The 24,733-nt window shown below is 68.7% G+C and carries 17 protein-coding genes and 6 pseudogenes; 11 read left to right on the forward strand and 12 right to left on the reverse strand.

Annotated elements, in window-relative coordinates:
* Window positions 1-21: 21 nt before the first annotated feature.
* The 3 genes from H305_RS0130195 to H305_RS47410 are packed head-to-tail and all read right to left on the reverse strand — an operon-like array spanning window position 22 to window position 6,346.
* Window positions 22-1,014: a tetratricopeptide repeat protein gene (locus H305_RS0130195; protein WP_158690592.1), complete on the reverse strand. Its 993-nt coding sequence runs from the start codon at window positions 1,012-1,014 to the stop codon at window positions 22-24.
* Complete coding sequence (locus H305_RS53555; protein ID WP_028803747.1) at window positions 1,011-5,516, reverse strand: ATP-binding protein; 4,506 nt, start codon at window positions 5,514-5,516, stop codon at window positions 1,011-1,013. The genes H305_RS0130195 and H305_RS53555 overlap by 4 nt, the downstream gene beginning before the upstream one ends.
* Entirely contained in the window at window positions 5,513-6,346 is an 834-nt protein-coding gene (locus tag H305_RS47410) for a hypothetical protein (protein WP_051371091.1), read from the reverse strand. The genes H305_RS53555 and H305_RS47410 overlap by 4 nt, the downstream gene beginning before the upstream one ends.
* A 286-nt stretch (window positions 6,347-6,632) precedes the next feature.
* Here H305_RS47410 and H305_RS0130210 point away from each other — a divergent pair, with 286 nt between their 5' ends.
* The gene (locus tag H305_RS0130210; RefSeq protein ID WP_028803748.1) at window positions 6,633-7,151 is read left to right on the forward strand and encodes a Pycsar system effector family protein; all 519 of its coding nucleotides are present in this window, start codon (window positions 6,633-6,635) and stop codon (window positions 7,149-7,151) included.
* A 17-nt stretch (window positions 7,152-7,168) separates the two neighbouring features.
* Here the strand turns inward: H305_RS0130210 and H305_RS0130215 are convergent, their stop codons facing one another.
* Window positions 7,169-7,906, reverse strand: a complete 738-nt coding sequence (locus tag H305_RS0130215; protein ID WP_234021105.1) for a Crp/Fnr family transcriptional regulator — start codon at window positions 7,904-7,906, stop codon at window positions 7,169-7,171.
* 1,058 nt (window positions 7,907-8,964) lie between these two features.
* Window positions 8,965-9,396: a hypothetical protein gene (locus H305_RS0130220; RefSeq protein ID WP_158690593.1), complete on the reverse strand. Its 432-nt coding sequence runs from the start codon at window positions 9,394-9,396 to the stop codon at window positions 8,965-8,967.
* Between the two features lie 123 nt (window positions 9,397-9,519).
* Between H305_RS0130220 and H305_RS52680 the strand changes: the two are divergent.
* Together H305_RS52680 and H305_RS0130225 are read left to right on the forward strand one after the other, a co-directional pair.
* Window positions 9,520-9,627: pseudogene (locus tag H305_RS52680) on the forward strand (IS5/IS1182 family transposase); the annotation flags it as partial.
* 278 nt (window positions 9,628-9,905) lie between these two features.
* Window positions 9,906-11,000: a barstar family protein gene (locus H305_RS0130225; RefSeq protein WP_028803751.1), complete on the forward strand. Its 1,095-nt coding sequence runs from the start codon at window positions 9,906-9,908 to the stop codon at window positions 10,998-11,000.
* 68 nt (window positions 11,001-11,068) lie between these two features.
* Here H305_RS0130225 and H305_RS55120 read toward each other — a convergent pair.
* A pseudogene (locus H305_RS55120) lies at window positions 11,069-11,292 on the reverse strand (IS5/IS1182 family transposase); the annotation flags it as partial.
* A 253-nt stretch (window positions 11,293-11,545) separates the two neighbouring features.
* On the opposite strand from H305_RS55120, the gene H305_RS0130230 reads away from it, so the two are divergent.
* Window positions 11,546-12,076, forward strand: coding sequence for a DinB family protein (locus H305_RS0130230; RefSeq protein ID WP_028803752.1), 531 nt, complete (start codon window positions 11,546-11,548; stop codon window positions 12,074-12,076).
* Window positions 12,077-12,531: 455 nt separating this feature from the next.
* On the opposite strand, the gene H305_RS0130235 is transcribed toward H305_RS0130230, so the two are convergent.
* Entirely contained in the window at window positions 12,532-13,269 is a 738-nt protein-coding gene (locus H305_RS0130235; protein WP_028803753.1) for a flavodoxin family protein, read from the reverse strand.
* A gap of 177 nt (window positions 13,270-13,446) precedes the next feature.
* Between H305_RS0130235 and H305_RS0130240 the strand changes: the two genes are divergently transcribed.
* Window positions 13,447-15,138, forward strand: coding sequence for an acetolactate synthase large subunit (locus H305_RS0130240; protein WP_078629303.1), 1,692 nt, complete (start codon window positions 13,447-13,449; stop codon window positions 15,136-15,138).
* A 281-nt stretch (window positions 15,139-15,419) separates the two neighbouring features.
* Here H305_RS0130240 and H305_RS0130245 read toward each other — a convergent pair whose 3' ends face one another.
* A complete protein-coding gene (locus H305_RS0130245; RefSeq protein ID WP_028803755.1) occupies window positions 15,420-16,661 on the reverse strand; it encodes a PP2C family protein-serine/threonine phosphatase in 1,242 nt (413 codons plus the stop codon).
* Window positions 16,662-16,833: 172 nt separating this feature from the next.
* Window positions 16,834-17,143: pseudogene (locus H305_RS47415) on the reverse strand (ATP cone domain-containing protein); the annotation flags it as partial.
* Between the two features lie 72 nt (window positions 17,144-17,215).
* Here H305_RS47415 and H305_RS55125 point away from each other — a divergent pair.
* From H305_RS55125 to H305_RS47420, 6 genes and pseudogenes are all read left to right on the forward strand, one after another.
* A pseudogene (locus H305_RS55125) lies at window positions 17,216-17,429 on the forward strand (hypothetical protein); the annotation flags it as partial.
* 139 nt (window positions 17,430-17,568) lie between these two features.
* Window positions 17,569-18,543 carry a hypothetical protein gene (locus tag H305_RS0130255; RefSeq protein ID WP_028803756.1) on the forward strand — a complete coding sequence of 325 codons (975 nt, stop codon included), beginning with the start codon at window positions 17,569-17,571 and terminating at the stop codon, window positions 18,541-18,543.
* Between the two features lie 251 nt (window positions 18,544-18,794).
* Complete coding sequence (locus tag H305_RS56125) at window positions 18,795-19,025, forward strand: hypothetical protein (protein ID WP_324608123.1); 231 nt, start codon at window positions 18,795-18,797, stop codon at window positions 19,023-19,025.
* Window positions 19,026-19,273: 248 nt separating this feature from the next.
* Entirely contained in the window at window positions 19,274-19,840 is a 567-nt protein-coding gene (locus H305_RS0130265) for a hypothetical protein (protein ID WP_028803757.1), read from the forward strand.
* A 213-nt stretch (window positions 19,841-20,053) separates the two neighbouring features.
* Window positions 20,054-21,130 carry a tyrosine-type recombinase/integrase gene (locus tag H305_RS0130270; RefSeq protein ID WP_028803758.1) on the forward strand — a complete coding sequence of 359 codons (1,077 nt, stop codon included), beginning with the start codon at window positions 20,054-20,056 and terminating at the stop codon, window positions 21,128-21,130.
* A pseudogene (locus H305_RS47420) lies at window positions 21,127-21,363 on the forward strand (helix-turn-helix domain-containing protein); the annotation flags it as partial. The gene H305_RS0130270 and the pseudogene H305_RS47420, both read left to right, overlap by 4 nt.
* 38 nt (window positions 21,364-21,401) lie before the next feature.
* Here H305_RS47420 and H305_RS0130280 read toward each other — a convergent pair.
* The 3 genes and pseudogenes from H305_RS0130280 to H305_RS0130290 all read right to left on the reverse strand — a co-directional run bounded on the left by H305_RS0130280 (window position 21,402) and on the right by H305_RS0130290 (window position 24,435).
* Entirely contained in the window at window positions 21,402-22,094 is a 693-nt protein-coding gene (locus tag H305_RS0130280; protein ID WP_051371095.1) for a class I SAM-dependent methyltransferase, read from the reverse strand.
* Window positions 22,091-22,709 (reverse strand): annotated as a pseudogene (locus H305_RS51185) (transposase); the annotation flags it as partial. The pseudogene H305_RS51185 and the gene H305_RS0130280, both read right to left, overlap by 4 nt.
* A 136-nt stretch (window positions 22,710-22,845) precedes the next feature.
* Window positions 22,846-24,435 carry a hypothetical protein gene (locus H305_RS0130290; RefSeq protein ID WP_028803760.1) on the reverse strand — a complete coding sequence of 530 codons (1,590 nt, stop codon included), beginning with the start codon at window positions 24,433-24,435 and terminating at the stop codon, window positions 22,846-22,848.
* Window positions 24,436-24,733 lie beyond the last annotated feature (298 nt).

Raw genomic sequence — 24,733 nt, forward strand, 5'->3', positions numbered from 1 at the left:
CCGGCAGACCGGTGGTGTGCGTCACGGAGGGGGTGCGAGCTTCGGGATCCCGCCGTGGACTTCGTCGGCTTCTTCGTCACGGCCGAGCGCACGGAGGTTCATCTCCAGACGCTCACGCGTCTTCTTGGTGCCCGGGAAGTCCTTGCCGGCCGCGCTCTCGAATTTCGGCAGCAGCCGCGCGTTGATGGCGCGTGCCGCCTCGTAGTCGCCGAGCCCGTGCAGGGTGGTGGCGATGTTCGCCTCAGCACTGAGCGCTGCCAAGGAGTTCTCTCCCGACACACGTCTGTACCGCTGGTGAACGTCCCGGTGCAGCGTCAAAGCCCTCTCCGCCTCCCCGAGCCCGGAGAGGCTGAAAGCGAGGTTCTGCGTGGCCAGGATCGTCGTCCCATCGTCCTTGCCGAGCCGTCGCCCACATCGCTGCACGGTGTCGGTGTTCAGCTGAAACGCCGCCGTGAAGTCCTGGAGGCGGATGAGGCACGCACCCATGTTGCAGGCCGCGAGGAGAGTATCGGGATGGTTGTCACCGAACTTCTGCGACCGCAGTTCGAGAATCCTCTCGAAGACCGGCCGGGCCCGTTCCAAGTCGCCACAGGCGTGCAGGCACGCGGCAAGTCGTTCGGCGGCATCGATGGTGCTGGCGTGCGAACTTCCGATCCTTGTCGCCCACCCCTCGTGGACGATCTCCGCCAGGAGTGCGCCGGGCTCCGCCCTGTCGGCTGCGTACAGGTACCGGAGGGCGCGAATCAGCAGGGAACGGAATCGCTCCGGCTCACTGTCCGGGACACCGGCCTCACGCAGATAGCCGAGCAGCGTCTGCAGGTCCGCCGTGATCAGTTCGTACGAGGACCAGGTGCTCGGATCGTCCGGATCGAGGGCCGGCAGCGCCGCGAACCGGTCCCGGGCCACTCGGCACACCGTGGCCAGCTCGGCCGGATCCACGATGGTGCTCCTGCGGAACAGGTTCAGGACGTCCGCATGTGCCCGCTCCACCTCAGGGTCGACTGGACGCGTCATCGTGCCTGTCTCCTGTCTGCCGGGCGGGTGGCGCCGAGACGCGCCAGCCGAACGCCGTCCACGACGTCGGGTGCCGTACCCGTGGGAGAGGTACAGGCGAGACCATGAGCGATGGCCGAGCCGAGGGTGGCCGCCGCGTCGGCGCCCAGGGCGGCGATCACGGCGTCCGGCGCGTGTTCCAGCAACGCCATGGCAGAGGACCAGTCCTTCGAAGTGGCTTCGTAGAACTTGTGCAACGCGTCCCTGGGCGCGCGCTCCAGGAGGACGGGGAACAGGCGGAACACCATGTAGCCGGGGATCCATTCCTCGCCCGGCCACCGGGATACGCAGCGGGCGGTCTCGCGAAGGATCTCGACGGGATCCACCAGGTCGCCGAGGAGCGGCGAGGTGGCCAAGGTGGACAATGCGTCCACCCCGAGCGTGGAGCCGTCGTCGGCCGTCTCGACGAGCTCTTCGGCAAGTTCACGGAGTTCGCGCTCGTGTTCCGGCCTGGCTTCCGCAGCGAAGACGAGCAGATCGGCGGCTGCTGGAACCGGACCGTCGACGAGCAACTTCCGTATGCGTTGGCTGAAGGCGGCGCTGAGAGGCGCTCCGGGCGCCGGAGTCACGAGGTCCATGGCAGCGTCGTAGACCGGGTCGTCGAAGCGGACGCGGGACGCCGTCGCACGGTAGCCGGGTACCTCGCGGGCGATTCGGTGTTCCTGATAGGCCGACGTGGCCAGCCCGCTCTTCGTCGGCGCGTCGATCTCTTTCAGGTTCAGGTCCTGTGCGGGGCTGAGGTTTCGCAGATGGAGCTCCGCGAAGTCCGGGTGAGGCCGATTGCCCGCGATCATGTCGTTGGCGTACACCGCGGACGCCCACATGACCATGGATCGCCCAAACGCGTGGCGGAGGTAAGGCAGCCCTTCGAGGCCCCGCATGTCCTGTTGTCGGCAGCCCAGGGCGCGTACCGCCAACTCGAAGCGGACACGGTGATCGGGACGGACATACGCCAGCGCGTATTCGTCCCCCACCTTTGCCCGCACTGCGGCGACGCCGACGGTCCACCGGTAGCGTGGAAGTTCGCTGAGCGCTCGATCGATCTCCTTCGAGAAGACGTCCGCATCGGGGCCGTGGTGTGAATCGCTGCGGTCGGGGCCGTGGGCGACTCGGTGCAGTTCGGCGAAGCCGATGGCGCGCTCGGCGGGGTCAGCGATCGAGCGCATGAGGGCAGCCGCCCCGGAGAGGTCTCGGTGCGCCAACCGCGCCGCGAACCGGCGTACGACTCCGGCCAGGCTGCCGTGTCCACCCAGATCGACGGCTCGGACCACGTCGGCCGGTGTGCGGAAGAAGTGGTTTCGGGCATATACGGCCCAGTGCTGGTCGGCATTGAACAGGCCCGTGAATCCCAGCAGATTCACCTCCTCCATGTGGTTCCTGGCGGGAGGCTCACTCGACTCGGGAACCGCGCTCGCAAAGGACCGGCCCTTGCCACCGCCCCCTCGAAGCGGTGCGGGGTCCGCCACGCTCCGCAACAGTTCCTCCAGGATCGTGGCAGCCGAAGCGGCCTGGCCGCGGGCGACGTGGACGTGGGCGATACCGGCAAGAAGCGAATACCGGTCGCTCCCATACACCTCGCGGGCCGCGTCCTCAGTCTCAGTCCTGGCGTCACCGCCCCGCGACCAGTCGTCGTTCCAGTGGTCGCTCCAGTCGGTCCGCTGGACTCCCCTGGCCATCTCAGCAGCCCTGGCCAGGTCGTACTCGGCCATACGCTGTACCACGCCGACGAGATCGTCGTCGCGCCCTCTGCTGCGATCTGTGTTCGCCCGCTGATCGACGGAGGGTCCGGGTATCGCCGCATGGATGCGCTCGACGAGCCGCAATTCCTCCGCTCGGTCCGACTGGCCGAGCGCCTTCATGACATCGAGCCTCGCCCTGTCGCTGCGGGTCTTCGCCTGGCGCCGCTCGAGCAGAGCCCGCGCGCGCTCGGGCGACCCCCAACGGGTCCAGAGCGCAGCGCCGGCGAGTGATGCGCCGGGCACGTCCGTGTCCAGGCGGGCCAGCAGAAAACGGGCCGTGGTCCGGTCCACGTCCGCCAACAGGTCTGCGGCCTTGACCAGTTGTCCGGACAGTCCGTCGTCTCTTCCTGCCACGAAGACCTGTGCGCGCACCTCGGCGAGGACGGCTCGGCTGGTGGCAGGATCGTACGACGCCCACACGGCAGCCAGCCTCGCCAGACCCAGGAGACGGACCGTCGGGCCCGCGCTCTCCAGTGCCGCCTCGGCCTCCCACAACAGCTCGACAGCTTTCTCGGGGTCGGCGCGCTCGGCCAGATCAAGGTAGTCCGCCCAGCGCTCACCCCTGATCATGTCGATGAGTGCGCGAGCTCTGTCGACGTCCCTTTCGGCGGCCGCAACCGCTGCGGCACGGTATACCTCGTCCGGCTCGTCCATCGAACCGTTCGCGTACGGCATTGTCTCCTGTCCGTACTGCCACAGCCGCAGGGCGCGTTCGACGTCGTGAGGTGCCAGCAGGCGTGCGGCCACCTTGATCGCTCTTCGCGCATGAATGTGGCCGAGGCGATCGGCAGTGCCCGGAACCGACACCGCGGACTCGACGATCATGTCCAGCAGCTCGTCGACCGAGGGTGTGTCGGGCCCAGGACTCGCGTAGCGCAAGATCTCCACGAAGGACATGACCCGCCACAGCGACGGCCCGATCCCGTTCGCGTGCTCCAGTGCCTCCTTCACCCGCCCCACCCGCGCCAGCAGCCCGATCACTCTCGGCGGCAGAGCACCGCTCGACTGCGCCGCCTGATGGCGTACGACGCCCAGATACGTCATCGTGGGCAGCCCGGTGGCGACGGGGGCTGTGTCGGCGATGTGGTGGGCGATGCTGTCGACGAGTTCGAGGAAGCGGCGTTCGGCCTGGAACGTGGTTCTGATGGCGCGCCGCAGACCGGCGCAGACCAGGTCGGCGGCCTCGGCGGAGACGCTCGGGCCCGAGTTCAGGACGTGGACGGCGAGGTGGGAGAGACCGTAGGGGTCCACTTGGGACCAGTCCACGTCCGCCCAGTTGGGTGCGGTGCCCCGGTAGCGGCGGGCAATCCGCTCGTGCCACCTGGTCTCGTCGACCCAGCACTCGGGATGCTTCTCACGGGCTTCCGCCCCGGCGAGGAATTCGCTGATGGAGGTGTGGAAGAAGGCGAACCGGTCGCTTCGGCGTTCCAGGAGCCAGCGCAGGCTCGTGAGGACCTTCCGCGCGGGTCTGTCCCGCAGGCGGGTACCGGCCATGGCGGCGAGCTGTTCCTCCGTCAGCGCCTCTCTCGCCACGGTCAGTACGCCGATGATCGGCAGGCCCACTCCTTCCCAACTGCCGGCCGGCTCATCGGCGCCGGCGCCTGGCGTCGGTCTCCGTCCCGACGTGAGTTCCTCACGGACCAGCTCCACGAAAAAGCCGTACAGACCTGGCAGTTGGCCCGGTACGCCGTTGAAGGCGAGCAGCCGCTCGACCAGCTCGTCGTCCTGTCGCTCGGCGGCGTCGATCAGGGCCCGCGCGTAGGTGGCCAGATAGAGGAAGTTTCCGGCGGCCCTGCGGACGGCATGCCGCTTCGTGCTGCCCGGCAGGTTGTCCCTGGCTCGCTCGGCAGCGAGGACCGCCGGCCGTTCCAGGACGAGGTGTGCGTAGTTGTGGAGGTCGCTCACGACCTGGGGTGAACCGGCGTCGATGACCACGTCGGTGAGCCGCTCCTGCCGGGCCGATCGGAACAGCCGGATCCCGGCGTGCGGCCGCGCGGTCATGACCACTTTGACGTTGGCGGGCAGTTCGGGGGAACGGGTCAGCCAGTGCAGGAGCCCCTTCCTCGGCTCCGTCGTGTGGTCGTCGGCTATCTCGTCCAGCGCGTCGAGCAGGATGACGATCCTGGCCTCGGGGTCCTGTTCGGCCAGCACCTGTGCGGGTCCGAGCAGCGCCAGGTGGGCCAGGTTGTCGGGGTCGAGGAGTCGGGGCTCCATATGCGCCGTGCCGATCTCGACGCCGTTGACCGTGCCCGCCACGTCGCCGATGCGCTGTTCGACCTCCAGGGTGGCGGTGCGGTGGAAGGGGGAGACCTTCAAGTCGTCGATCTTGATGCCGATGACCCGGCCCTCTGCCGCTACGGAGTCGATGTGCTGCTGGACGGCGACCGTGAGGCGTTCCAGTTCGAAGAGTTCCGGGCGCTCCCGGGCAAGTTGGTGTCCGATGCTCAGCAGGAACGACTCGGTGTCACCCCCGGTGACCGCGGTCCGGCCGTCCCGTCGGAAAAAATAGCGGAGCCGGTCGGGACGGGCCCGCGCGATACCGGCGAGCAGGCTGGTCTTGCCCGCTCCCGGCTCGCCCGTCACCAGCACGTACTGGCCCTCGTCCGACCTCATCGCTTGCTCGATCTCGTCGTACAGCCAGGCACGCTCGACGAAGTCCGCCCCCGTACGGGCCCGGATCACGTCCTCGAAGGCTCGGCGCGGGCGAGGGGTGCGGGCGGTCACCGATTGCCTCCGCTGGCACGGAGGTCCACACCGATCACTTCTCCATCCCGCGCCACGCGACCGATGTCAGCGATGGCCTCGATGGGGTTTCCCACAGGACCCTCCGCACGCACCACGACCGCGCGCCCCTGCACGTCGTTCACCTTCACCTTGCTCCGCACCAGGTTCGCGTCCCGCGGCTCCCCCTCCAGTGGGTCAGGACTCAGGTCCACCTGCCGTACATCGGCGCCCGGAACCCAGATCCAGGCCGCGCCTCGGTACTCCTTCTCCTTGACCGACACCTCTCGGAACTCGTGCTCCCGGATGGTGGTGTACGCCTTCCCCTGTACGACGTCACGGAAGACGGTCGCCGACACTCCGACCGCCAGCGAGGCCTCCGGCAATTGGTCCAGGACGGCGCGCAGCGCCGCGCAGTCACGAATGCGGCCGATCTCGACCGGGGCGCTGCCGGCGAAGCCGTTTGCGGCCAACGAGGTCTCACCGAAGTGGACGGCTGCCCTGAGCCTCAGCCACGCCTCCGGCTCCCGCCCGACGTTGAAGGCCCGCAGACTGGCCTCCAGACTTCGCATGAAGGCATCGACCAGGGCAGGTTCGGAGGTCCCCTCGGGCAGAACCGCGAACAGCGAGTCCCCGGCCTCCTGTGTCAGCCATTCCTCGCGGTCCAGCCCGGCGGCGTCGGCGGCCAGTTCCAGCAACCGCACGATTGCTTCCTGGAACTGGTGCTGCCTGACCGTGTCGGCGCCCCCGTATCCCTTCGCGTCGACGGACAGCAGCAGTCTGCGCGAGAAGGCGCCCGCACCGCCCGGCCCGTCCTTACCGTTTGTCGCCATGACACCTCTCGGTACACGTACTTCGGGGAGAAGTTCCGTCATTTCACCCAACCCGCCAACAAATCACCGGTGTTGCTCCACAACAGGCCGGCGCCCGCCTCCCCCTTGCGGGCGCCGGTACTGAAGTCGTACAGCCACGCCTCGGTGTGAACCCTGTGGAAATACGGAATGCCGTGGTCTTTGTCCGCTCACGAGGCCCCAGAAGAACCCGCCGAAATGACTGGTTCGGCCGGGGCGGTCATCCGTAACTGGACGCAGCACACCCTCGCCGACGGAGGAGACGTCCATGACGCCCAGCGTCCGGGCAGCCGACAGCCGCCCCGCGCAGTACATGTTCAGCGCACTGCAGACGACCCACCAGCACGCGGACGCGAAGGCCGGCATCCTGGCGGCGGTGGAGGCGGGGCTGGCCGGCACTGCGGGGTCATGGAGTCGTGGGGCCGTACTTGCCTGTGAGCACGGAGGCCCGGCCGGAGTGTTCGCCGGAACGCTGCTGGCTCTGTTCGTCTTCGGCCTGATCGGTGGGGCGGTGAGTCTGGCGGCGGTGCTGCGTCCCCGATTGCTGCGGGGTCGGGCCGCCAACCGGTACAGCTTCGTCCAACTGGAGTCGGGTCCCGACATCCTGCCCGCCGAGGTCGGGCCCGCGGACGAGGCCGCGGATCGAAAGGAGTTGTCACACACCGTGCGGTTCCTCGCCCACGTCGCCGTTCTCAAGTACCGCTGGCTGACCGGAGCGGTGGTGTGCACGGCCGTGATGGGCGTCAGCGCGGGACTGAGCGTGGTCCTGCAGCCGGTACTCGGCTGACGTCTGTTCCGCTTCGGTCATTCGTCCGCCAGGTCCGCGAGCCGCCTCAGCCGGTACAGGTTCCTGATGACGGTGGCGCGGTAGCCCGTCTCCACCAGGCAGTCATCCCGTAGTTCGCGCAGCACCTTGTGGATCGTCGTCTCCGCGGCTCCGATCAGCGTGGCAAGCTCCGGCTGCGTCAGTCGGATGTCGATCACCACCCCGTCGGCTCGGGGAGTTCCGTAGGACGCGGCGAGTTCCACCAGCACCCGCGCCAAACGCACCTTCGCCGGATATCCCCGGAAGTCCAGACGCCTGCGGTTGGCCCAGCGCAACCGGTCGGCGAGGACCGCGGTCAGGGCCATGGAGACCTCCGGGCGGCGCACCAGCAGTTCCCGCAGTGCGCCGTCCTGCAACACCCGGGCGGTCAGTGGGCCACAGGCGGTGACGGTAGCCGAGCGCGGGGCGGACCCGTCCATGGCGGCCATCTCGCCCACGGTGTCGCCGCCGGCCCTGACAGCCAGGAGCGAGGTCTCACCGTTCTCCACGACCGCCGTGACCTTCGTGAGACCGGACGACAGCAGGAGTACGTGCCTGTCGTTCATCCCCTGCCGCAGCAGCACTGCATCCGCATCGAACCGGACGCGGGTCCCCAGGTCGAGTAGTTCCCGCCGCGCCGAGGGAGACAGCCTCCCCAGCAGACTGCGCGCCGGCCATTCCTCGGCCCCGCTGAGCACCATCACGTGCGTCCCCCGTCTCCCGCTGCGTCCAGCCATGGCCACCAAGACCTTTCCGGAGCGCAGCGCCCCTAACAAGCCCCTGTCCGGTCGCCGGAGTCCGGGTGCGTTTTGCCCGGGTCGGCAAGGCGAGGAGGCCCGCGTACAGATCACGCCAGGTCTTGCAACACCCGGCAGCGCGGCCGCAAAAGTCTCCCTCGGCGTCATGAGCCGACCGCGTCCACGGATGTGCCCTGTTCGGCGGTCCGCGCGGAGCACGACGCAGGCCGCCGCGACGGCCGCCTCGTCCGTCTCCGGCCCGGAGGCCGTCGAGACATGGAGCAGCCGGGTCCACCACATGCCGGAGTCCGCCTCGAACGCGTCCAGTACCCGCAGGCCGTAGCCGCCCCGCACGCCAGAGCCGACACCGGCCAACCGTCGGCGGACTGCCTCTGTCAGCGCGGCGTGGAGGTCGTGGAAAACCACGCGTGAGGCGTCGGAGGATCCGGCGGACGCCCCTGTGGCCGACGCGTTGGCCACCAATCCCAGTTCGGTCACCCGGGCCCCCTTGGGTTGTGCGGGCTGTGCGATGTCGTGTCCCCACCATGGCCGGGAGCGCTGCAATGCTGATGAAATTTCCATGATTTACGGGTGCGGAGGATTCGCGGTGGCCGGCGGATCTCCCCCGTTACTTCGACTACTTCCATTCGAGGCGCTCGGGCCGTCAAGGGCCTAACGGGCGAAACACCTCTGGAGCCGGGTCCGGTCAGGCGGCAGGCCGTACGGGCCGCGCCGCTGTTGCACCGAGGGGCCGGAGTCAGTCATGAGCGGCTGCTCGACGCCATGCGGGGCCGGAGCCGCCCTCAGGCGGTCGCAAGGTGCTGTCGACTCACGTCAACTCTCGCCTGCAGGGCACGTCTGATCGCGGTGCCCGTCGCGCCCGGTGGTGCGGGACTCGGCGCTCTCGTTCGGCTCCGCGCCGATCCGGCCCACCGAGGCCCTCCCCGGCACAACCGCGGGCTGATCCCCCACATCACGGCAGGAAGACACGATGGACCGGAACCGCGTTTTTGCGATGCCGGACCATGTGCGGCCCACCCGGATGCGCGGCAGCCGGGTCAACTCGCCGGGCTGGTCAGGATGCAGTGCGGATAATCGTCGTCCGGATCACCGATGGAGACCCACAGCTTCAGGACCTTGCCTTGTCTCAGGGCGGCGTAGGGATCGGGCCGCCGCTCACCCTTTTCGGGGTGAGCGTCATCGAAGGAGTGAGCCGCGTCGAAGGCCAGACCGACGAAGCTTTGCTCCTTGTTGGAACCTTGGTCCCAAGTGCCTGTTCCGGACCAGGTCAGGCTGTCGTACCAGCCGACGGAGACGCAGACTTTATCGGCGATGAACGTCCCGTTCTTCTTCAGCGTGATCGTTCCGCCGTCGGCATCGGTCCACGTGGTCGCAAGTGCGGCTGGTTTCAGCACGACCGGTTCGCCCTCGGGCGGCGGCATGACCGTAAACCTGCCGCAGGCCGTGAGAGCAAAGGCCATGGCGAGCAAGATCGGCAGAGTACGACAGCAACGCGACACAGTCCACCCCTATTGGGTTCCGCAGGCCGCGTGCGCGACCAGTGGGCTCAAGAACCCGCGCCGTACCCTGGCACGAAATTTGAACACGTTCAAGTATCAGCCGTCGACGGCACGCTCATGCCCACCCGCGACCACAGCGCCGCCGAGCAGTCCAAGAACCACAGGCGCTCCACCAACCACCAAGTAGTCATCGACGCAGACTTCTACGTCCCCTCTGGCCCACCGACCATGCAAGCGGACTCGGCGTCCTCAAACAGGGGCGAACTCCTGAGCCTGACAGGACCTACCCGCCGTCGACAATGCCGGGCAGAACAGCCCTCGCGCAGCCCGCGATCACGCATGCCGACAGCCTGATCACAGCCCCCGACAACACGCTTCACCGAGCGTTTCGGCTGGCGCCGTCCGCCACATCAAGCGGCCGGCCCCAAGTCATCCTGACGTCCACGAAAAGAGCTTCCCGGACTACACCTGGCCTGGGCATGATTCCCACCATGCATGTGGACAGGGACCATCGGGGGCAGGGACGGTACACGCTGACGGACACAGGAAGCGGCCATGTCTGGGGTGTCTGCGCCGAAACGGAAGGACTGTTCAGGGAGCCCCGGCGCGGAACGTACGAACTGTTGGGCTGGGTTCCGGATGGAGCCGAGGTGCGCGGGTGGGTCGGCAGCCGGGTGTGGCTGGTGCCAGAGGACGAGACACTCGATGCCTGGCTGCTGGAGGACGCGGAGAGCCTTGGACAGCACCCGGGAACGGACGGTCTCGTACTCACCGGGCTGGACGACTATGAGGGTCCGCCGGAGGGACACCGGGGTCCTGTCCGACTGCACGACGGGTATCGCTGGCTGGGCTCCTGCCGCGAGTTCGCCCGCGTCCTGCCGTCCTCGCAAGCGGAGCCTCCCCTCGTCCTGCTGGGTCTCGCCCCGAGTGATCGGCTACGGCGGGCACTGACGACGGGCACCCGGCGCACACTGGACCTGGAGGAGGCCCGGCTGGAGATCCGGGACGACCGGGGCGAGCCACTCACCGACCGACTGCTGCACCCCAAAGTCCGCGCGTGGGAGCCGTCCTCCCGTGGGACGGATCTGATCGACCTGGAACTCGACGCACACGTCGCACCCGTACCGGGATACACCCGCTCCGTCTGGGAGCGCTGGCTTGCCGGCCCGCCCGAGGCCGCGGGCGCCTGGGCCAGGCTCGAGACCCGTCAGCGTGGGGCCTGGCTCGATCTCGTCCGGGAGCGGGGCTGTCGGCTCAAGCACCAGGACCGGCGGGCCGCACACGCATACGAGCTGGACGGCCTGCACATCACCGACGAACCGAGTCTCTACCTGGCACTCGGCGAGGCCGTCAACGGACCGGGCGGCTACTTCGGCAGCTCCCCGGACGGCCTTGTGGACTGTCTGCGCGGATACTTCGGCTACACCGCCCCCGCCACCTTGCTCTGGCGAGACGCCGCGACTGCTCGCGAGTACCTGTCCTGCGTCCTGGCGCCAGAGGGCGAGCAGTACGACCTGGTCGCCCTGGTGCTCGACATCTTGACCGAGGGCGGGATGCACGTGATCTTCGCTTGAGTGGCCGCGCTGCCACGGCGGTGACGCAATGCTGCTTGTCGGTCCGTCGTGCTGCGTACGCGCCCGAGTCAGGAGCCGAACCACGTTGAAGCGATGGTCAGATGCGGGGCGAGGATGGCCTGGACAAGGTCTGTGATGCGTGGGGTCGAGTATCGGAGCCCGCGAAGGAGTCGCCAGGGGCTTGAGGGGTGGCAATTGCCCGCTCGACGGGGAGTCGGATGTTCGCGTGGGATCGGTTGACGGCCTGCAGGCCAGTGGAAAGTGTCTCCCGCCGGCCGCGGTAGGGGTAGATCATGGACCCGCGAGCTGCTCGACCAACACACCGCCCACGCCGGGTCGGCATCTGCTGGGACCTGCGCGAGTAAAGTCACTCCTCGCTGACCACCTCGGCAGGACGGCGCGTCCCCGCTGATCGCCGACGCCGGGCGCCGTCACCACCCGCGGCGCGGCTGTCGGCGACCCCACCGGCCTGCTCGCCGATCCCCTGCCGGCCGACACACTTCGCCACGCCCCCGCCCAGTTCTGTCCCGGAGAAAGGCGACCGCATGCACCGCATCGACGCCCTGCTGCGCGAGTACGACCGCGCCCGCGCGTACACCGACGACCTGTGGAAAGACCTCACCCCGGACGAGGTGACCTGGCGCCCCAACGAGAACTCCAGCGCCATCGGCTGGCACCTCGGACATCAGGCCCATGTCGCCCACTTCATGGTCCGCAACCTCACCGCGGCCGAGCCCAGTCCCGACCCGGAGCTGGACGGGTTGATGGACTCGGCGAACCCGGAGAAGTTTCGCGGCGCCCTGCCCTCCGTTCAACGGCTCACCGCGTTCCGCGACACGGTCGCCGAGCGGGTCCACGCCCGTATGCGTGCCATCGCCTCCGGCAGCGTAGCGGCACCGGAGCAACTCACTATCGTCGGCGCCCACTTGCTCACCGTGCTCATCAACCACGAGTACCAGCACGACCAGTGGATCGGTGAAGTCCGCGCGGACAACCTCGGACACCCGCTCCCGCCCGATCCCGAAGCCGACCAGGTCCGCCGCCTCGACGGCTACCTCGTCATCGACGGCTTCTAGCGGAGGCGCGTATGGGTCACCTGCACATGGCCGGTTGAGGATCACGGCACCGCAGGCAGAACCTGAAGAAGGAGCCGTGCACCGCACCCTGACGCTGGACATATCGCGCGGTGCGCTGCTCGACCTGCTCGCCCCACCGGCGAGGAAAGCAGAGTGACCGCCGCCGTCAACCAGTAACCGGAGCTGTTGCGCGGCGGGATGCGCGCCAGCGACCGACCGCCGATGCCGGAAGGCCCCTATCTCCCGGAGTTCCTCGTCGGCGACGGGGATGATGCGGTCCTTCGTCAGCTCGTAGCCCCTGCCGATCTCCGCCCGGGTGACCTCACGGTCTTCGATCTGGTACGTCTTCCGGTTCCGCACCCGGCCCATGTCCACCAGATGCACCAGGTGGAACCGCACGGAGTGAGCGTGGGGCCGAACCCGACGGCCCTCCGCCACTTGCCGTCGGCATCTCGCTACCGGTGCTCGGGGTTCTCGTAGTCGCGGCGGCAGCCCGCGTCCCAGGCGGTGCGCTGGTTGCCGTAGGCGGGGATGCCACCGAGATCCTTCAGCGCCCGGGCCAGGTGCAGCAGGTTCCAGGTCATGAAGGTGGTGTTGCGGTTGGTGAAGTCGTTCTGCGGGCCGCCCGAGCCGGGATCGAGGTAGGAGGGGCCGGGACCGGCCTCTCCGATCCATCCGGCGTCCGCCTGGGGCGGGATGGTGTAGCCCAGGTGCTGGAGGCTGTAGAGGACGTTCATGGCGCAGTGTTTGGCGCCGTCCTCGTTGCCGGTGATCAGGCAGCCGCCGACACGGCCGTAGTACGCGTACTGACCGGCTTCGTTGAGCAGACTGGAGCATGCGTAGAGGCGTTCGATCACCTGCTTCATCACGGAGCTGTTGTCGCCCAGCCAGATGGGGCCGGCCAGCACGAGGATGTCGGCCGCCAGAACCCGCTGATAAAGGTCGGGCCAGGCGTCGGCCGCCCAGCCGTGCTCCGTCATGTCGGGCCACACGCCGGTGGCGATGTCGTGGTCCACCGCCCGTACGATGTCGACGTGCACTCCTTGTGCGTCCAGGATGGCGGTGCTGCAGTCGATCAGTCCCCGGGTGTTGCTCGTCTCCGGCGAGCGCTTCAAGGTGCAGTTGAACACCAGAGCACGCAGGTCGTCGTACCGGGCCGGCGGCGCGTCGGTAGCAGGCGACGAAGTAGTCACACGGTCCTCCCAGAGCCCTGCCGCCGCGCGGTGCGCCGCGACTCGTACACTGCGCCCAGCCTGAGAGTCGACCGCGGCAGCCGCCACCACAACTCCTCCGAATGGCCCCAGCGTGCCACGCCCCCGGTCGGCTGCCGACGAGTGGCCGGGACCGGTGGCCATGCCTACGTTCGTCTCATGGGTACCGAGGAAGCGACCGAGTCGCAGAAAACGACAGCAGTTGACGACGTAGCGCACCTGCTGGTGCGTTGTCTGCGGGCCGAGGGCGTGGAGTACGTCTTCGGGATCCCTGGTGAGGAGAACATCCGCTTCGTCGACGCGCTGAACGGCTCCGGTATCCGGTACATCCTGGTGCGGCACGAGCAGGCCGCCTCGTTCATGGCGGAGATCTACGGCCGGCTGACCGGACGGGCGGGGGTGTGTTCGGCGACGCTGGGGCCCGGCGCGATCAATCTGCTGCTCGGTACCGCGGACGCCATGACCAACAGTGCGCCGATGGTGGCCCTGGCCGCACAGGGCTCCCTGCGCCGCATCCACAAGGAGTCGCACCAGGTCATCGACCTGGTGTCGATGTTCGCTCCCGTCACCCAGTGGTCGGCCCGTATCGAGTGCCCGGATGCCGTGCCGGAGATGACGCGCAAGGCGTTCAAGACAGCGCAGAGCGAACGACCCGGTGCCGTGTTCCTTGCAGTACCGGAGGACATCGAAGCGCAGCGGCCCGCCGAGCCTCTGGCGCCCTTGCAGATCGACGCGGTTCGGGCCGACGCGCCATCGCCCTCCCAGATCGCACGGGCCGCCGAGGTGCTTGCGGCCGCCCGGCACCCGGTCGTGCTGGCGGGTCATGGTGCCGCCAGAGCCGGGGCCTCTGCCGCCCTGGTGCGGTTCGCCGAGCGGCTGAGCATTCCGGTCGCGACCACGTTCCACGGCAAGGGCGTCTTCCCCGACGACCACCCGAACGCCCTCGGCGCGGTCGGCTTCATGCGCCACGACTACGGCAACTTCGGCTTCGACGCAGCCGACGTGCTGCTCTGCGTGGGCTACGAGATCCAGGAGTTCGACCCGGTCAAGATCAACCCGAACGGCGACAAGCGGATCGTGCACATCCACCACTTCCCCGCCGAGGTGGACGCCCACTACCCGGTCACCGTGGGCATCGTCGGCGACCCCGCACAGGCGCTGGACGCACTCGCGGCAGCACTGCCCGACGGACTCACCTACGACTTGGAAAGCAGCGAGAAAATCCGGACGCTGCTCAACGAGGAGCTCCAGTACGGGCGCGACAACGACGCCTTCCCGCTGGTGCCCCAGCGCGTCGTGACCGATGTGCGCACCGCGTTGGACCGCCACGACATCGTGCTCGCCGATACCGGCGCCGGAAAGATGTGGATGTCCCGCCTCTACCCCACCTACGAACCGGACACCTGCCTGGTCTCCAACGGTCTGTCCACCATGGGCTTCGCCTTGCCGGGCGCCATCGCCGCGAAGCTCGCCCGACCGGACCGGCGCGTCCTGGCGATGATGGGCGACGGCTCGTTCCTGATGAACTCCCAGGAACTGGAGACGGCCGTCCGTGAGCGCATCCCGCTGGTCGTCCTCGTCCTGGTGGACCAGGAATACGGCCTCATCACCTGGAAGATGGAACTCGAACTGGGCCGCCACAGCCACACCCGGTTCACCAACCCGGACCTGGTCGCCTATGCCGAGAGCTTCGGGGCACGCGCCTACATGATCGAGGCTGCCGACCAGCTCCTGCCCGTGCTGCGCCGCGCCCTCGACGACGACACGGTCTCCGTGATCGCCTGCCCCGTCGACTACTCCGAGAACCTGCGTCTGACCGACAGACTGGGCAGTCTCCACGGCCCGTTCTGACCCCGGACCAGGACCGGCGAGCCACCGGAATCGCAGCCCGGACCAGCCCGACTCGCCGCTCCCTGCCCGCTCGGAGGCTGCCGTGGTCGCGGGCGTGGACGGCGAGGACCTGCTGCCGTATCCCCCGGTGTGCAGGAAGCGCTGGAACCTCCCGGCTCACCCTTGAGAGCGGGCGGCAAGGATCAACAGCGGTGTGCGAATCCGCCCGTCCGATCACTCGAAGAGCATGCACCTGAGCAGGTCAAAGCCACACGGGTTGAAGTTGAGCAGGCAAGGCCGGTTTACAGGCGGACGATGATCAGAGCGATGTCGTCCTGTCCGCCGTCGGCCACGCCCAGGCGGCTGAGCAGGGTATCGGCCAGCTGGTCCGGGCTGCGAGACGTGTGGAGAGTGAGGGCGTCGGCAAGGCGCTGCAGGCCGGCGTCGATGTCTTCCCCTCTGCGTTCGACGAGTCCGTCGGTGTAGAGCACAAGGGTGTCGCCTGGGCTGTAGGGCGTCGTGGCCTGGGGGCGCTGCGGGAGGTCTGGGAGGACACCCAGTGGAGGGTCGGTGGCCTGATCGAGCCAGATGACGGTGCCGTCCGGCCTGGCCAGGAGCGGCGGGAGGTGCCCGGCGCTGGTGTAGGTGATGTGCTGGTGTCGGGTGTCGATGACGGCCTTCGCCGCGGTCGTGGCCATTGCGCCTTCGAAGGTGCGGGCATACAGGCTCAGAACGTCCATCGCTTTGCCGGGTTCGTCCGTGGCCCGGACGGCGGCGGACAGGGTGCTGCGGAGCATCCCCATGACGGCGGCGGCCTCCAGGCCGTGCCCGACCACGTCGCCGACCGCGACGGTGAAGCGGTCGTCGGACAGATTCACCACGTCGTACCAGTCGCCGCACACGTTGAGGGAGCGGGTGGCAGGCAGGTAGCGCACGGCGATCTCACGGTGACCAGGCAGGTCCGGGGAGTGCAGCATCGCCTTTTGAAGGGTGAGGGCGACACGACGCTCCCGGTCGTGAGCTTCGCGGAGCTCCTCGTTGAGATGCTGCAGTTCCTGCACGCGGGCGAACAGTTCAGCCTCCATCGCCTTGTGCTCTCCGCTCGGGTCGCCGGGCTTGAGCCGCAGGGGCCGAGTCAGCACGAACTCGGTCATGTCCTCGACCCGGTGGATGATCCACCGCACCTCCCCGTCATCCCCGATCACGGGGATGTTGATCGGCGACCACCACTTCTCCTGGAACACTCCCGGACGGCCGGAGACCGGGAGGTCGTACTTCTGCACCGCCATCGTGTCCGGCTCCTTCGAGCACATCACGCGCCGCAGGGAGGCCCGCAGATTGCGCACCCCGTCAGCGTCCGGATCGGCCGGATTGTCCGGGTGGACATCGAAGAGGTACCGGCCGATCAGCTCATCCCGGGTCCGGCCGGTGGCCCGCAGATAGGCCTCGTTGACCTCGACCATCACCAAGTCGGTGTCCAGCACCAGATACGGGCTCGGTGTCGCAGCGAACAACGCCCGGTAGTCGATCCGCGGTGTGGCCACAAAGAATCTCCCGTCCTGCTTCTCTGCCTCTTCCCTGGTCCTCGACTATGCGTTCAGCCGCGAGCGGCGGTCTGTCGGCTCGCCGGACGTGCCCGGGGTCGGTGCGAGGTGTCCCGTCCATGAATGCGGCACGGGTGCTTACTTCGATGGTTGTCAATGAGCACGCCCGCTAGACGGACGCGAACCGCACATAGGCGACGAGGTCGAGTTCCTGCAACGGGCCGAGTACGGCCAGCCCTACGTCGTGCTTGGTCAGCTCGGCACTTCCGGTGGCGCGCACCGCCTCCTCGACCCGCCGGCCGAGCCGTGCGAGTGCGTCCCCGGTGACGGGCCGGCCCTGGCAGGCCTTGCGCACGCCGTTGATGACCTCGGCACGGCTGAAGGGGTGCGGTCACGCCGGAGCGCTTGACCACCATCAGCGAGCACGTCTCCACGATCGTGAAACGACGGGAGCAGTCGGGACACCGGCGGCGCCTGCGGATCACAGCGGGCAAGCCGACCACGTCGTACGTCCCGCTCATGGCTCGCCGCCCGCCTGCCGCCCTTCCGCCCCTCCGCCCCTCCGCCCTTGGCGCAACCACCCCATCCGCCCCTGCGGCCACGTCCAACTCCGCCCGGGCCGGGATGGGTTGTGGTCCGCGTACGTCTCGAATCAGGGCCACGACGACTGGTCGCCCCGCGCCCCCCCCCGACCTCGATCCGGTCGGCGCCCTGACTGGCCTCGACGCTTCGCCGGAGACTGGACTCGGCGCTTCGCCGGAGCGCTGACGGGTATGCACGTCTGTGGCGCCACGGACAAGGCGGTGCGAGCGGCGACGAGCACGGCCGCCGTCACCCGAGTGCCACTACACTGCGCCGTGGCACCACGGGACACACAGCAAATAGCCGAAAGCGAACGGGGAGCGGCATGGCTACGGGGGGATGGGGGCCGGGAAACGGTCCAGGTCAGCCTGGCGGCAACGGACCGGGAGGCCAGGGTGGTTGGGGCGCTCCCTACGGCCCCCCGCAGGGCGGCCCGTACGGTCCGCCGCCACCGAATCCGGGCCCGTACCCGAACCAGCCCCCGAACCCGTACCCCTACGGCCCCCAGCCCACGAGGCCCGCCGCCCCGCGCCGCCGCGGCTGCCTGTCATTCGGCTCTCGCTTCGGTCTCGTCGGCGCGATCCTGCGCTCCGCGCACCGCGTCGCCACCAGGCTCTTCGCGCAGGAGGGCGAGGGCCGGATCGTGGACCGCACCGTGGACCGCGTCCAGCTGGCCCGTACGGTGCTCGGTGCCGTCGCCACCATCGGACTGATCCTCGCCTACAACGTGAATCCGAACCGCTGGGAGGACGCGGCTTACGGCGGTGCCGCCCAACTCATCTTCGCCCCGTTCGTACTGATCATCGCCGCGCCCCTGGTCATCCTCGGATTCATCTACTACGCGCCCCCGCACCTGCGGCCTCATCTGCGTTCTCGGCTGCGCGCTCCGCTCAAGGCGGTCGGCTGGTACGTGCTGACGTTGGTCGCTATCGGTGGAGTCCTCACCTCGACAGCCCTGACCGTCGACGCCGACGACGGGAAGAGCTGGTGGGAGTACCTACTGGTCGTCGCCTCGCTGATCGTGATCGTGTGGGGATTTCCCTTCTTCTTCATGGCGTCGCTGTACTCGGCCCGCAGTGCCTTCAACAGCGCCCAGGTCCACCCGATGCTGCCGCCCGTGCTCACCATGACGCTGGTGTGGGTGTTCGCGGCCCTCAGCGTGATCGGCGACGGCATGCCAGCGAGCCCGCCCGTCGTCCAGTTCTGCTCCACGCTGGGCGGGCCGCTGTCGGTGACCGCCGTCTCGCTGTGGGAACTGCGCCGGATGAAGAACCGGTTCGGCGTCACCCTGCGCGTCTGATCCGGCTTCGGCCGCCCCGCTCGCGGGTGAGGCGTGAACCTTCGGTGAGGGGGGCGTGAGGGTTCGCCGATGATCCGCGGGAATCAAGTGGAAGAACGGAGGGGCGTCAGGATGGAAGCCGAGTACGTGACATTGGTGTGCGATGACGCACCCGACAACGTGGAACTCGTCGACCCGGGCACCCATCTCCTGGACTTGCCCAAGTCGTGCGTCGGTTGACCGGACTGAGCCTCTGGCGCAGCAAGGCGCTGGTGGATCAGACACCCGCCTTGGTCCTCGTCGACGTTCCTGAGGAGACCGCCGAACTCGCGGTCACAGCACTGCGCGAGGCAGGGGCTGCGGCCAAGATGCAGCAACGATCGGGAGTATTCCCCCGGCCGTGCCTCCTGACGGCCCGGAGGCGGCGCCAGCAAAGCAACAGGCCCCCTACTGACGGAGTAGCTCCAGTACAGGATTTGGCGCTGAGAAGGACCACGATCTGACTCTGCGCCGACAGGCGGCTCTCGTGGGTGTCGGTTGGTCGCGGGGCCTGTCGCTGCCACGCAGTGGGCGGGGCACCGCCGTCGGTCGTATCCGCTTGGATGGCCGCATGACTGTTCACGACGCGGCGCGTTTGCCTCGTGCCCGGTCACTGGCGACGGCCGCAGCTGATGCCCCGGGAGCGTCCTGCCTGTCACCGACCCGCAAATTCGGCCCGCCCAGGTCGGAGTGCCACTGACAGGATGGTCCGGTGCGTATCGCGCCGCTCCTGACCTCCGACAGCTATGGACGACTCGTCGCCGGCCTGCGCGGACGAACCATCGTCGCGGTCGACTACTTCGTGCTGATGGTCGGGGACGAAGGCACCGATCCGGACGAGTGGGACTACGGCGCATGGCACGAGCCTACGATGGGCGTCGAGCTGACCACGGACGACGGCGGCACCTACTCGGCTGTGTGGGGCAGCACGTTCGACTACTACGGAGTCGAGCTCTACTCGGCGCCGATGGGCGACTTCCTCTCTCGCATCGGCCTGCCGGGCGGGGCGGCACGCGTCGCGGTCGCGGAGCACCCCCTCTGGGCCGGGGTCGTCTCCGCCCCGATCGAGTCGTGCCACATCCAGTGGCGCGGCGAGGAGCACGGCGCTCCGGTGCCGGAAGCCATCCACGTGCGGACCGCCACCGGTAAAGTGTGGATTGCCGCTGGCCGCTCGGCCACCTACAAGCCTGACGGGCCGGGGCCGTTCTACTTGTGCACCGACGATGTGCTCGTCATCTTCGACACGAAAGTCGCTGAGCGCGCCGGGCTCGGAGTCTGATCAATGGCCTCGCAACGGGCTCACAAGCCGACAGCCAGAATGTGCGACATCCCGTGAGTTCCCCTGAGCCTTGCCGAGTCCTTGTCCCTGTGGCCAGGGTGTTCTGTCTCCTTGGGGTGTTCTTCGAGCCGGTGACGTAACTCCAGGATTCTTGAAGCGTTCTCACTTCGTCCGACAGATCTGTGATCGGGGTGAAGGGTGAGGAGGCTCGGGTTGGCGCTGGCAGCCGTACGCGACCTGCGCGAGTTCCGCGATCCGGTCTCGGCGGAGGAGCTGGAGCAGTTCGAGACCGACGTGCTCGCCGGGTTCGTCCTCGCGCGGGCTTCGGCAGGGCTTGCGGACGGCACCATCCGCGGGGACGTCGGGCACCTGGACCAGATGCGGGCCTGGTTCGGCCGACCGTTGTGGGATATGGAGCCGGCTGACGCCGACGGGTACTTCGGGAAGGTGCTGCGGGGTTCGCCAAGGGGCACCCGGCTGGCACGTGCACAGGCGCTGACCACGTACTTCCTGTTCCTGGAACTGCGGCACAAGGTCGAGATCCATCGGATGACCGGGCGGGTGATCGAGTGCCCGATCGACGAGATGAACCGCCCGCGGGGATCCAAGGACGCCGCCCTGCGGATCCCGCCGACCGAGCCGGAGATCAAGACACTGTTCACCGGCTGGGGCGGCGAGCTGGCGACCTGCCGCAAGTTCGCCCCCACCGCGCGGAACTACACCGCATCGAAACTGATGTCGCAGGTCGGACTCAGGGTGAGCGAGGCATGCAAACTCGACCTGGCCGACATCAAGTGGGACCTGGGCCGCTTCGGCAAGCTCCACGTGCGTCACGGCAAGGGCGCCCGCGGATCCGGCCCGCGCGAGCGGATGGTGCCGCTGATCAACGGCGCCGACCGCACGCTGCGGTGGTTCATCGAGGACGTCTGGGGCCAGTTCGACGACGACCACACCCGACCCGGTGCCCCACTGTTCCCCTCCGAGCGCAAGAACACCGACGGCTCCTCGCGCCGCGTCGGCGACGACGCCTTGCGCAATGGCCTGGCCGCCGCGGCGAAGGCGCATCTGCCCGGCTGGGCCGACACGCTCACGCCGCACGTCCTGCGGCACTTCTGCGCGTCCGAGCTCTACCTCGGGGGTCTTGATCTGCTCGGGATCCAGGAGGTCCTCGGACACTCCTGGATCGCCACCACGATGCGGTACATCCACGTCCAGCAGACCCGGGTCGAGGACGCCTGGGTGTCCGGGCAGCAGCGGGCCGCGAAGCGGCTGGAAGGACTGATGGGATGAAGTGGAACCTGCGGCTCACCGCCGCGAACAAAGGCATCTGGAAGGCGTCCGAGCTCCAACGAAGCCTGGCCGAACACGGCTTGGTGATCTCGGCCGGGAAGATGTCCGGACTGTGGTCCGGCCAGCCGGTCTCCCTCAAGCTGGAGGACCTGGACGTGATCTGTGTCGTGCTCGGCTGTGAGATCGGCGATCTGCTGATTCCCGAGCCCGGGAACGTCAGGCGCCCCGGTCAGCAGGCGTAATTCTCAAACCCCGTGGATCTGAGCGGCGTTCATGCCGATGTGGGCTTGCGGGCTAGGATTTGGATCCCCGTTGACTCGTGCCCGTTCATGGTGGGCACCGTGATGGTCCGGGTGTCGAGGTTCTGGAACTCCGCGAGCAGGGTGGAGAACCATTTGCGGGGGTGGTGGCGGCAGACCGCACCGTCGCCGGTCTCGAACACGCCGTAGCTGCCGTAGTGATCAGCGTGGCGGCCGTAACGGCTGCGGTTGCGTTCGTCGTCCTGCAGCAGAAGATCGCTGATGTAGAGGATCCCTCCAGGCTTGAGGATGCGGTTCAGCTCGGTGATCAACCGGTGTTGGGCAGCATCGCCGGGAATGCAGGTCAGCACGGCGAAGAGCAGAACGGCGTCGAAGCCTGCGTCTGGACAGGGCGAGGCCGGTGGCGCGTCCAGGGCGGCAAAGCGCATGGTGGGGTGCAGACGGCGTGCCCGACTGATCATTGCCGGTGAGGCGTCGACGCCCATGAGGTCGCCGAAGCCGTGCTGTTCGAGCTCCTTCATGATGCGGCCATAGCCGCATCCGTAGTCGAGGATCGCGGCTTGCCTGCTGATCCCGTCGAGCCAGGGCAGATGGACGGGGTGGGTGAATGTCTTGGTGGCCGCGGCGGCGTCCCAGTAGGGAACTTGGCTGTCGAGGTCGGACATGGCAGAGGCCTTTCTGGGCGCTTGGCTGAAGCCGGTCATGCCTCCAGGATGGCGGGGCGCTCGACGAGCTGGCCGCGTTCGAAGCGGGCTCCGGCACGGACGAGGGCGACAAGGTGGGGTGCGTTCACCGACCGCCACCGCTGCTGGGCGGACTCGACGAGCTTGAAGACCGTGGCCAGGGCGGCGGTGCGGGAGCCGGGCCAAAGCGCCGTCCCCGACCGCGAGGAACGGGGCGCGCGTGCCCCGGCGGGCGCAGTCGCCCAGCAGGTCCGCCCAGGACTCACGCGACTCGCGGTAGCCGTCCTTGAGCGCGACCGGTTCCTTGGAGCCGTCGGCGCGCACCCCGAGGATCACCAGGACGCAGGCTTTGGCCTCCTCCAGACGGACGTTGAGGTGGATGCCGTCGGCCCGCACGTACACATAGTCGACCTGGGCGAGGCCGCGGTCCATGAACGCCGCGTGATCGGCCTGCCACTGGTGCGGGAGTCGGGTGGCCGTGGCCGTGGAGAGCCCGGCCGAGCTGCCCAGGAACTGCTCCAGGGCGGGCACGAAGTCGCCGGAAGACAGGCCATACAGGTAAAGCAGCGGCAGTACCTCGCTGATCTTCGGCGACTTACGGCACCACGGCGGCAGGATCGCCGAGGCCTCGGCTTGGGCGCGGGCTCGGCGCCGTCGAGGCTTGAGGCCATGTCGCGGGCGCCATGGACAACCGAGTTCCGTTGAAGCCTCTTGAGTAGTCCTCCGCCGGCCGTTGGCCCGTCGTGGTGGCGGGAGGTTTCTGCCGACCCGGTCAATCGGGGACCGAGCAGTCCAGGATCCGCCCGTCCATCGTCCCCACGACCAGCCGCTGTTGTTCGGCCCGGTACGCGGCGGACACCGGCGTGACCGGGTGGCCGTGCGCGCACAGGGTGTGCCTGGCTCGCACCTCGCCCGTCGCCGTGTCCAGGGTCTCCACCTCACCGGTGAGATACACGACGTACATCCTCCGCTCGTCGCCGTCGAGATCGGCGAGCGGCTTGTCGGTGCCGTACACCCAGCGCGCCTCTCCGTCCGGCAGCCGACGGCTCACGACGTACGTGCCCTCGCGGGCGTCCGTGGAGGTGGCGCCCTGTTCGTACGACCGACCCGCGTGGACGAGGGTGTCCGTCAGTTCGACGGCGGGGCCGTACCAGGGCTGGAGTGGGGACGCCGGGTCCCAGCGCAAGGGGAAGAGGGCGCGCAGGGTGGCGGGGCCGTGGGCGCCTGGAGGATCGATCGCGTGGATCCACGGCGCGTCGTCGTCCGGGCCGGGGCCGTCCACATACAGCAGACGGGCGCTGTGCCTGACGTGCAGCGCCGGGGAGTTGGAGCGGCTGGGGGCGATGCCGAGGCGTGCCGCCTCCTGGTGCGTGGGGGCGAGCAGCAGCGCGGCGTGTGCGTCGCGCCCGCGCGGGCGCAGGGCGAGCCAGCCATCGTCCGCGGCGTACAGTGCGGGGACCGACGGCACGTCGACGCAGTCCACCACACCGCCGTCCGCGGTCGATATCCGCCGAACGGTGGTCGCGCGGTCAACCGGTCGACCCGCCGCCTCGTCGCGCCGGTAGCCCTGGTACGTCACCCACGCCGACTCGTCGTCCGGGGCCGCCTCGACCCGGACGCTCCCGTCCCCGTCCGGGGGAAGAGCCCACCTCAGCGCGCCCGATGGATCCCAGCATTCGAGGTCCGTGTGCCGCCCGGTGGCGAGCACCCGGCCGTCGGTCAGCACCGCCAGGCCCCGCACCTCCGCTCGCCGCCGCCATCGGCCCTCCGTCAGCCGCGCGAGGGTGTCCTCCACACGTGGGTCGTAGAGGAGGCCGCTCTCGACCATCGGGTGGCGTGTGTGGTCGGGGTCGATCAGACCGGCCGGAGCCGACAGCCAGTCGTCGACCGCGACGGCCAGCTCGAAGCCCTTGCGGAAGCCGCCGTCCTTGTCCTCGGGAGAGAGCAGCATCGCGAGCCTGCCGTCCTCCAGCCAGCGCAGGTGGCGCACTTGGCGGCTCTTGCTCAGGAGGTTCGTCACGCGCCCGGTCTCCAGGTGCAGCAGGAGCAGCTGTCCCTGGAAGTCCCACGAGCCGTCGTAGCGGCCGGTGCCGACGGCGACGAGCGGCAGCTCGGGGTGGGGCTCGATGGCACATACGGAGTAGCGGGAGGCGACGACGTGGCGCGGGCGGAGGGTAGCGGCCTCGTACACGCCGATCCGGTGGCCGAGCCAGTGGCCCGTACCGCGCCACATGACGTGCCCGAGGTCACCGGCCGCGATGACGCAGCCGTGACGCGCGTCGGTCAGCGCCCACACGGGCCGGCCGATCTCGGCGAACGGCTGGTCCCCGAGTATCCGACGGACGGTCAGCTCATCCTGCACGACAATCTCCCCCCAAGGTGGCGCACAGTCTGCCAGGCCCGGCCCCTTCCTGCGGTCTTCCGAGGAATCGGCTCATCCGTGTACGTGATCGGGAACGGATCCACGGGGCACGCGTACCGGGGCGAGCCAGGGCGCAGACTCACCTTGTCATCGACGGCCGACGCCGGCCGCGTGCGGCCGACCACGGCGATGGCCATGGCTGGAGTGCGGCCTCGTTGGGAGCAGCGGCTCTCACCGCGAGTCCACGCTTGATCCGCTGACGCGCGGCACGCAGTTCCGCGTTCTCCTCGTGCTCGTC

It is taken from the genome of Streptomyces sp. 142MFCol3.1, assembly GCF_000424945.1.
GTDB classification, from domain to species: Bacteria; Actinomycetota; Actinomycetes; order Streptomycetales; family Streptomycetaceae; genus Streptomyces; species Streptomyces siamensis.

What these genes read in the sequence shown, in the direction of transcription:
- H305_RS0130195 (WP_158690592.1), bottom strand. Translation starts at nt 1,014, where the DNA reads ATGACGCGTCCAGTCGACCCTGAGGTGGAGCGGGCACATGCGGACGTC.
- H305_RS47410 (WP_051371091.1), bottom strand. Translation starts at nt 6,346, where the DNA reads ATGGCGACAAACGGTAAGGACGGGCCGGGCGGTGCGGGCGCCTTCTCG.
- H305_RS0130210 (WP_028803748.1), top strand. Translation starts at nt 6,633, where the DNA reads ATGACGCCCAGCGTCCGGGCAGCCGACAGCCGCCCCGCGCAGTACATG.
- H305_RS0130215 (WP_234021105.1), bottom strand. Translation starts at nt 7,906, where the DNA reads ATGGCTGGACGCAGCGGGAGACGGGGGACGCACGTGATGGTGCTCAGC.
- H305_RS0130225 (WP_028803751.1), top strand. Translation starts at nt 9,906, where the DNA reads ATGATTCCCACCATGCATGTGGACAGGGACCATCGGGGGCAGGGACGG.
- H305_RS0130230 (WP_028803752.1), top strand. Translation starts at nt 11,546, where the DNA reads ATGCACCGCATCGACGCCCTGCTGCGCGAGTACGACCGCGCCCGCGCG.
- H305_RS0130240 (WP_078629303.1), top strand. Translation starts at nt 13,447, where the DNA reads ATGGGTACCGAGGAAGCGACCGAGTCGCAGAAAACGACAGCAGTTGAC.
- H305_RS0130255 (WP_028803756.1), top strand. Translation starts at nt 17,569, where the DNA reads ATGGCTACGGGGGGATGGGGGCCGGGAAACGGTCCAGGTCAGCCTGGC.
- H305_RS0130280 (WP_051371095.1), bottom strand. Translation starts at nt 22,094, where the DNA reads ATGACCGGCTTCAGCCAAGCGCCCAGAAAGGCCTCTGCCATGTCCGAC.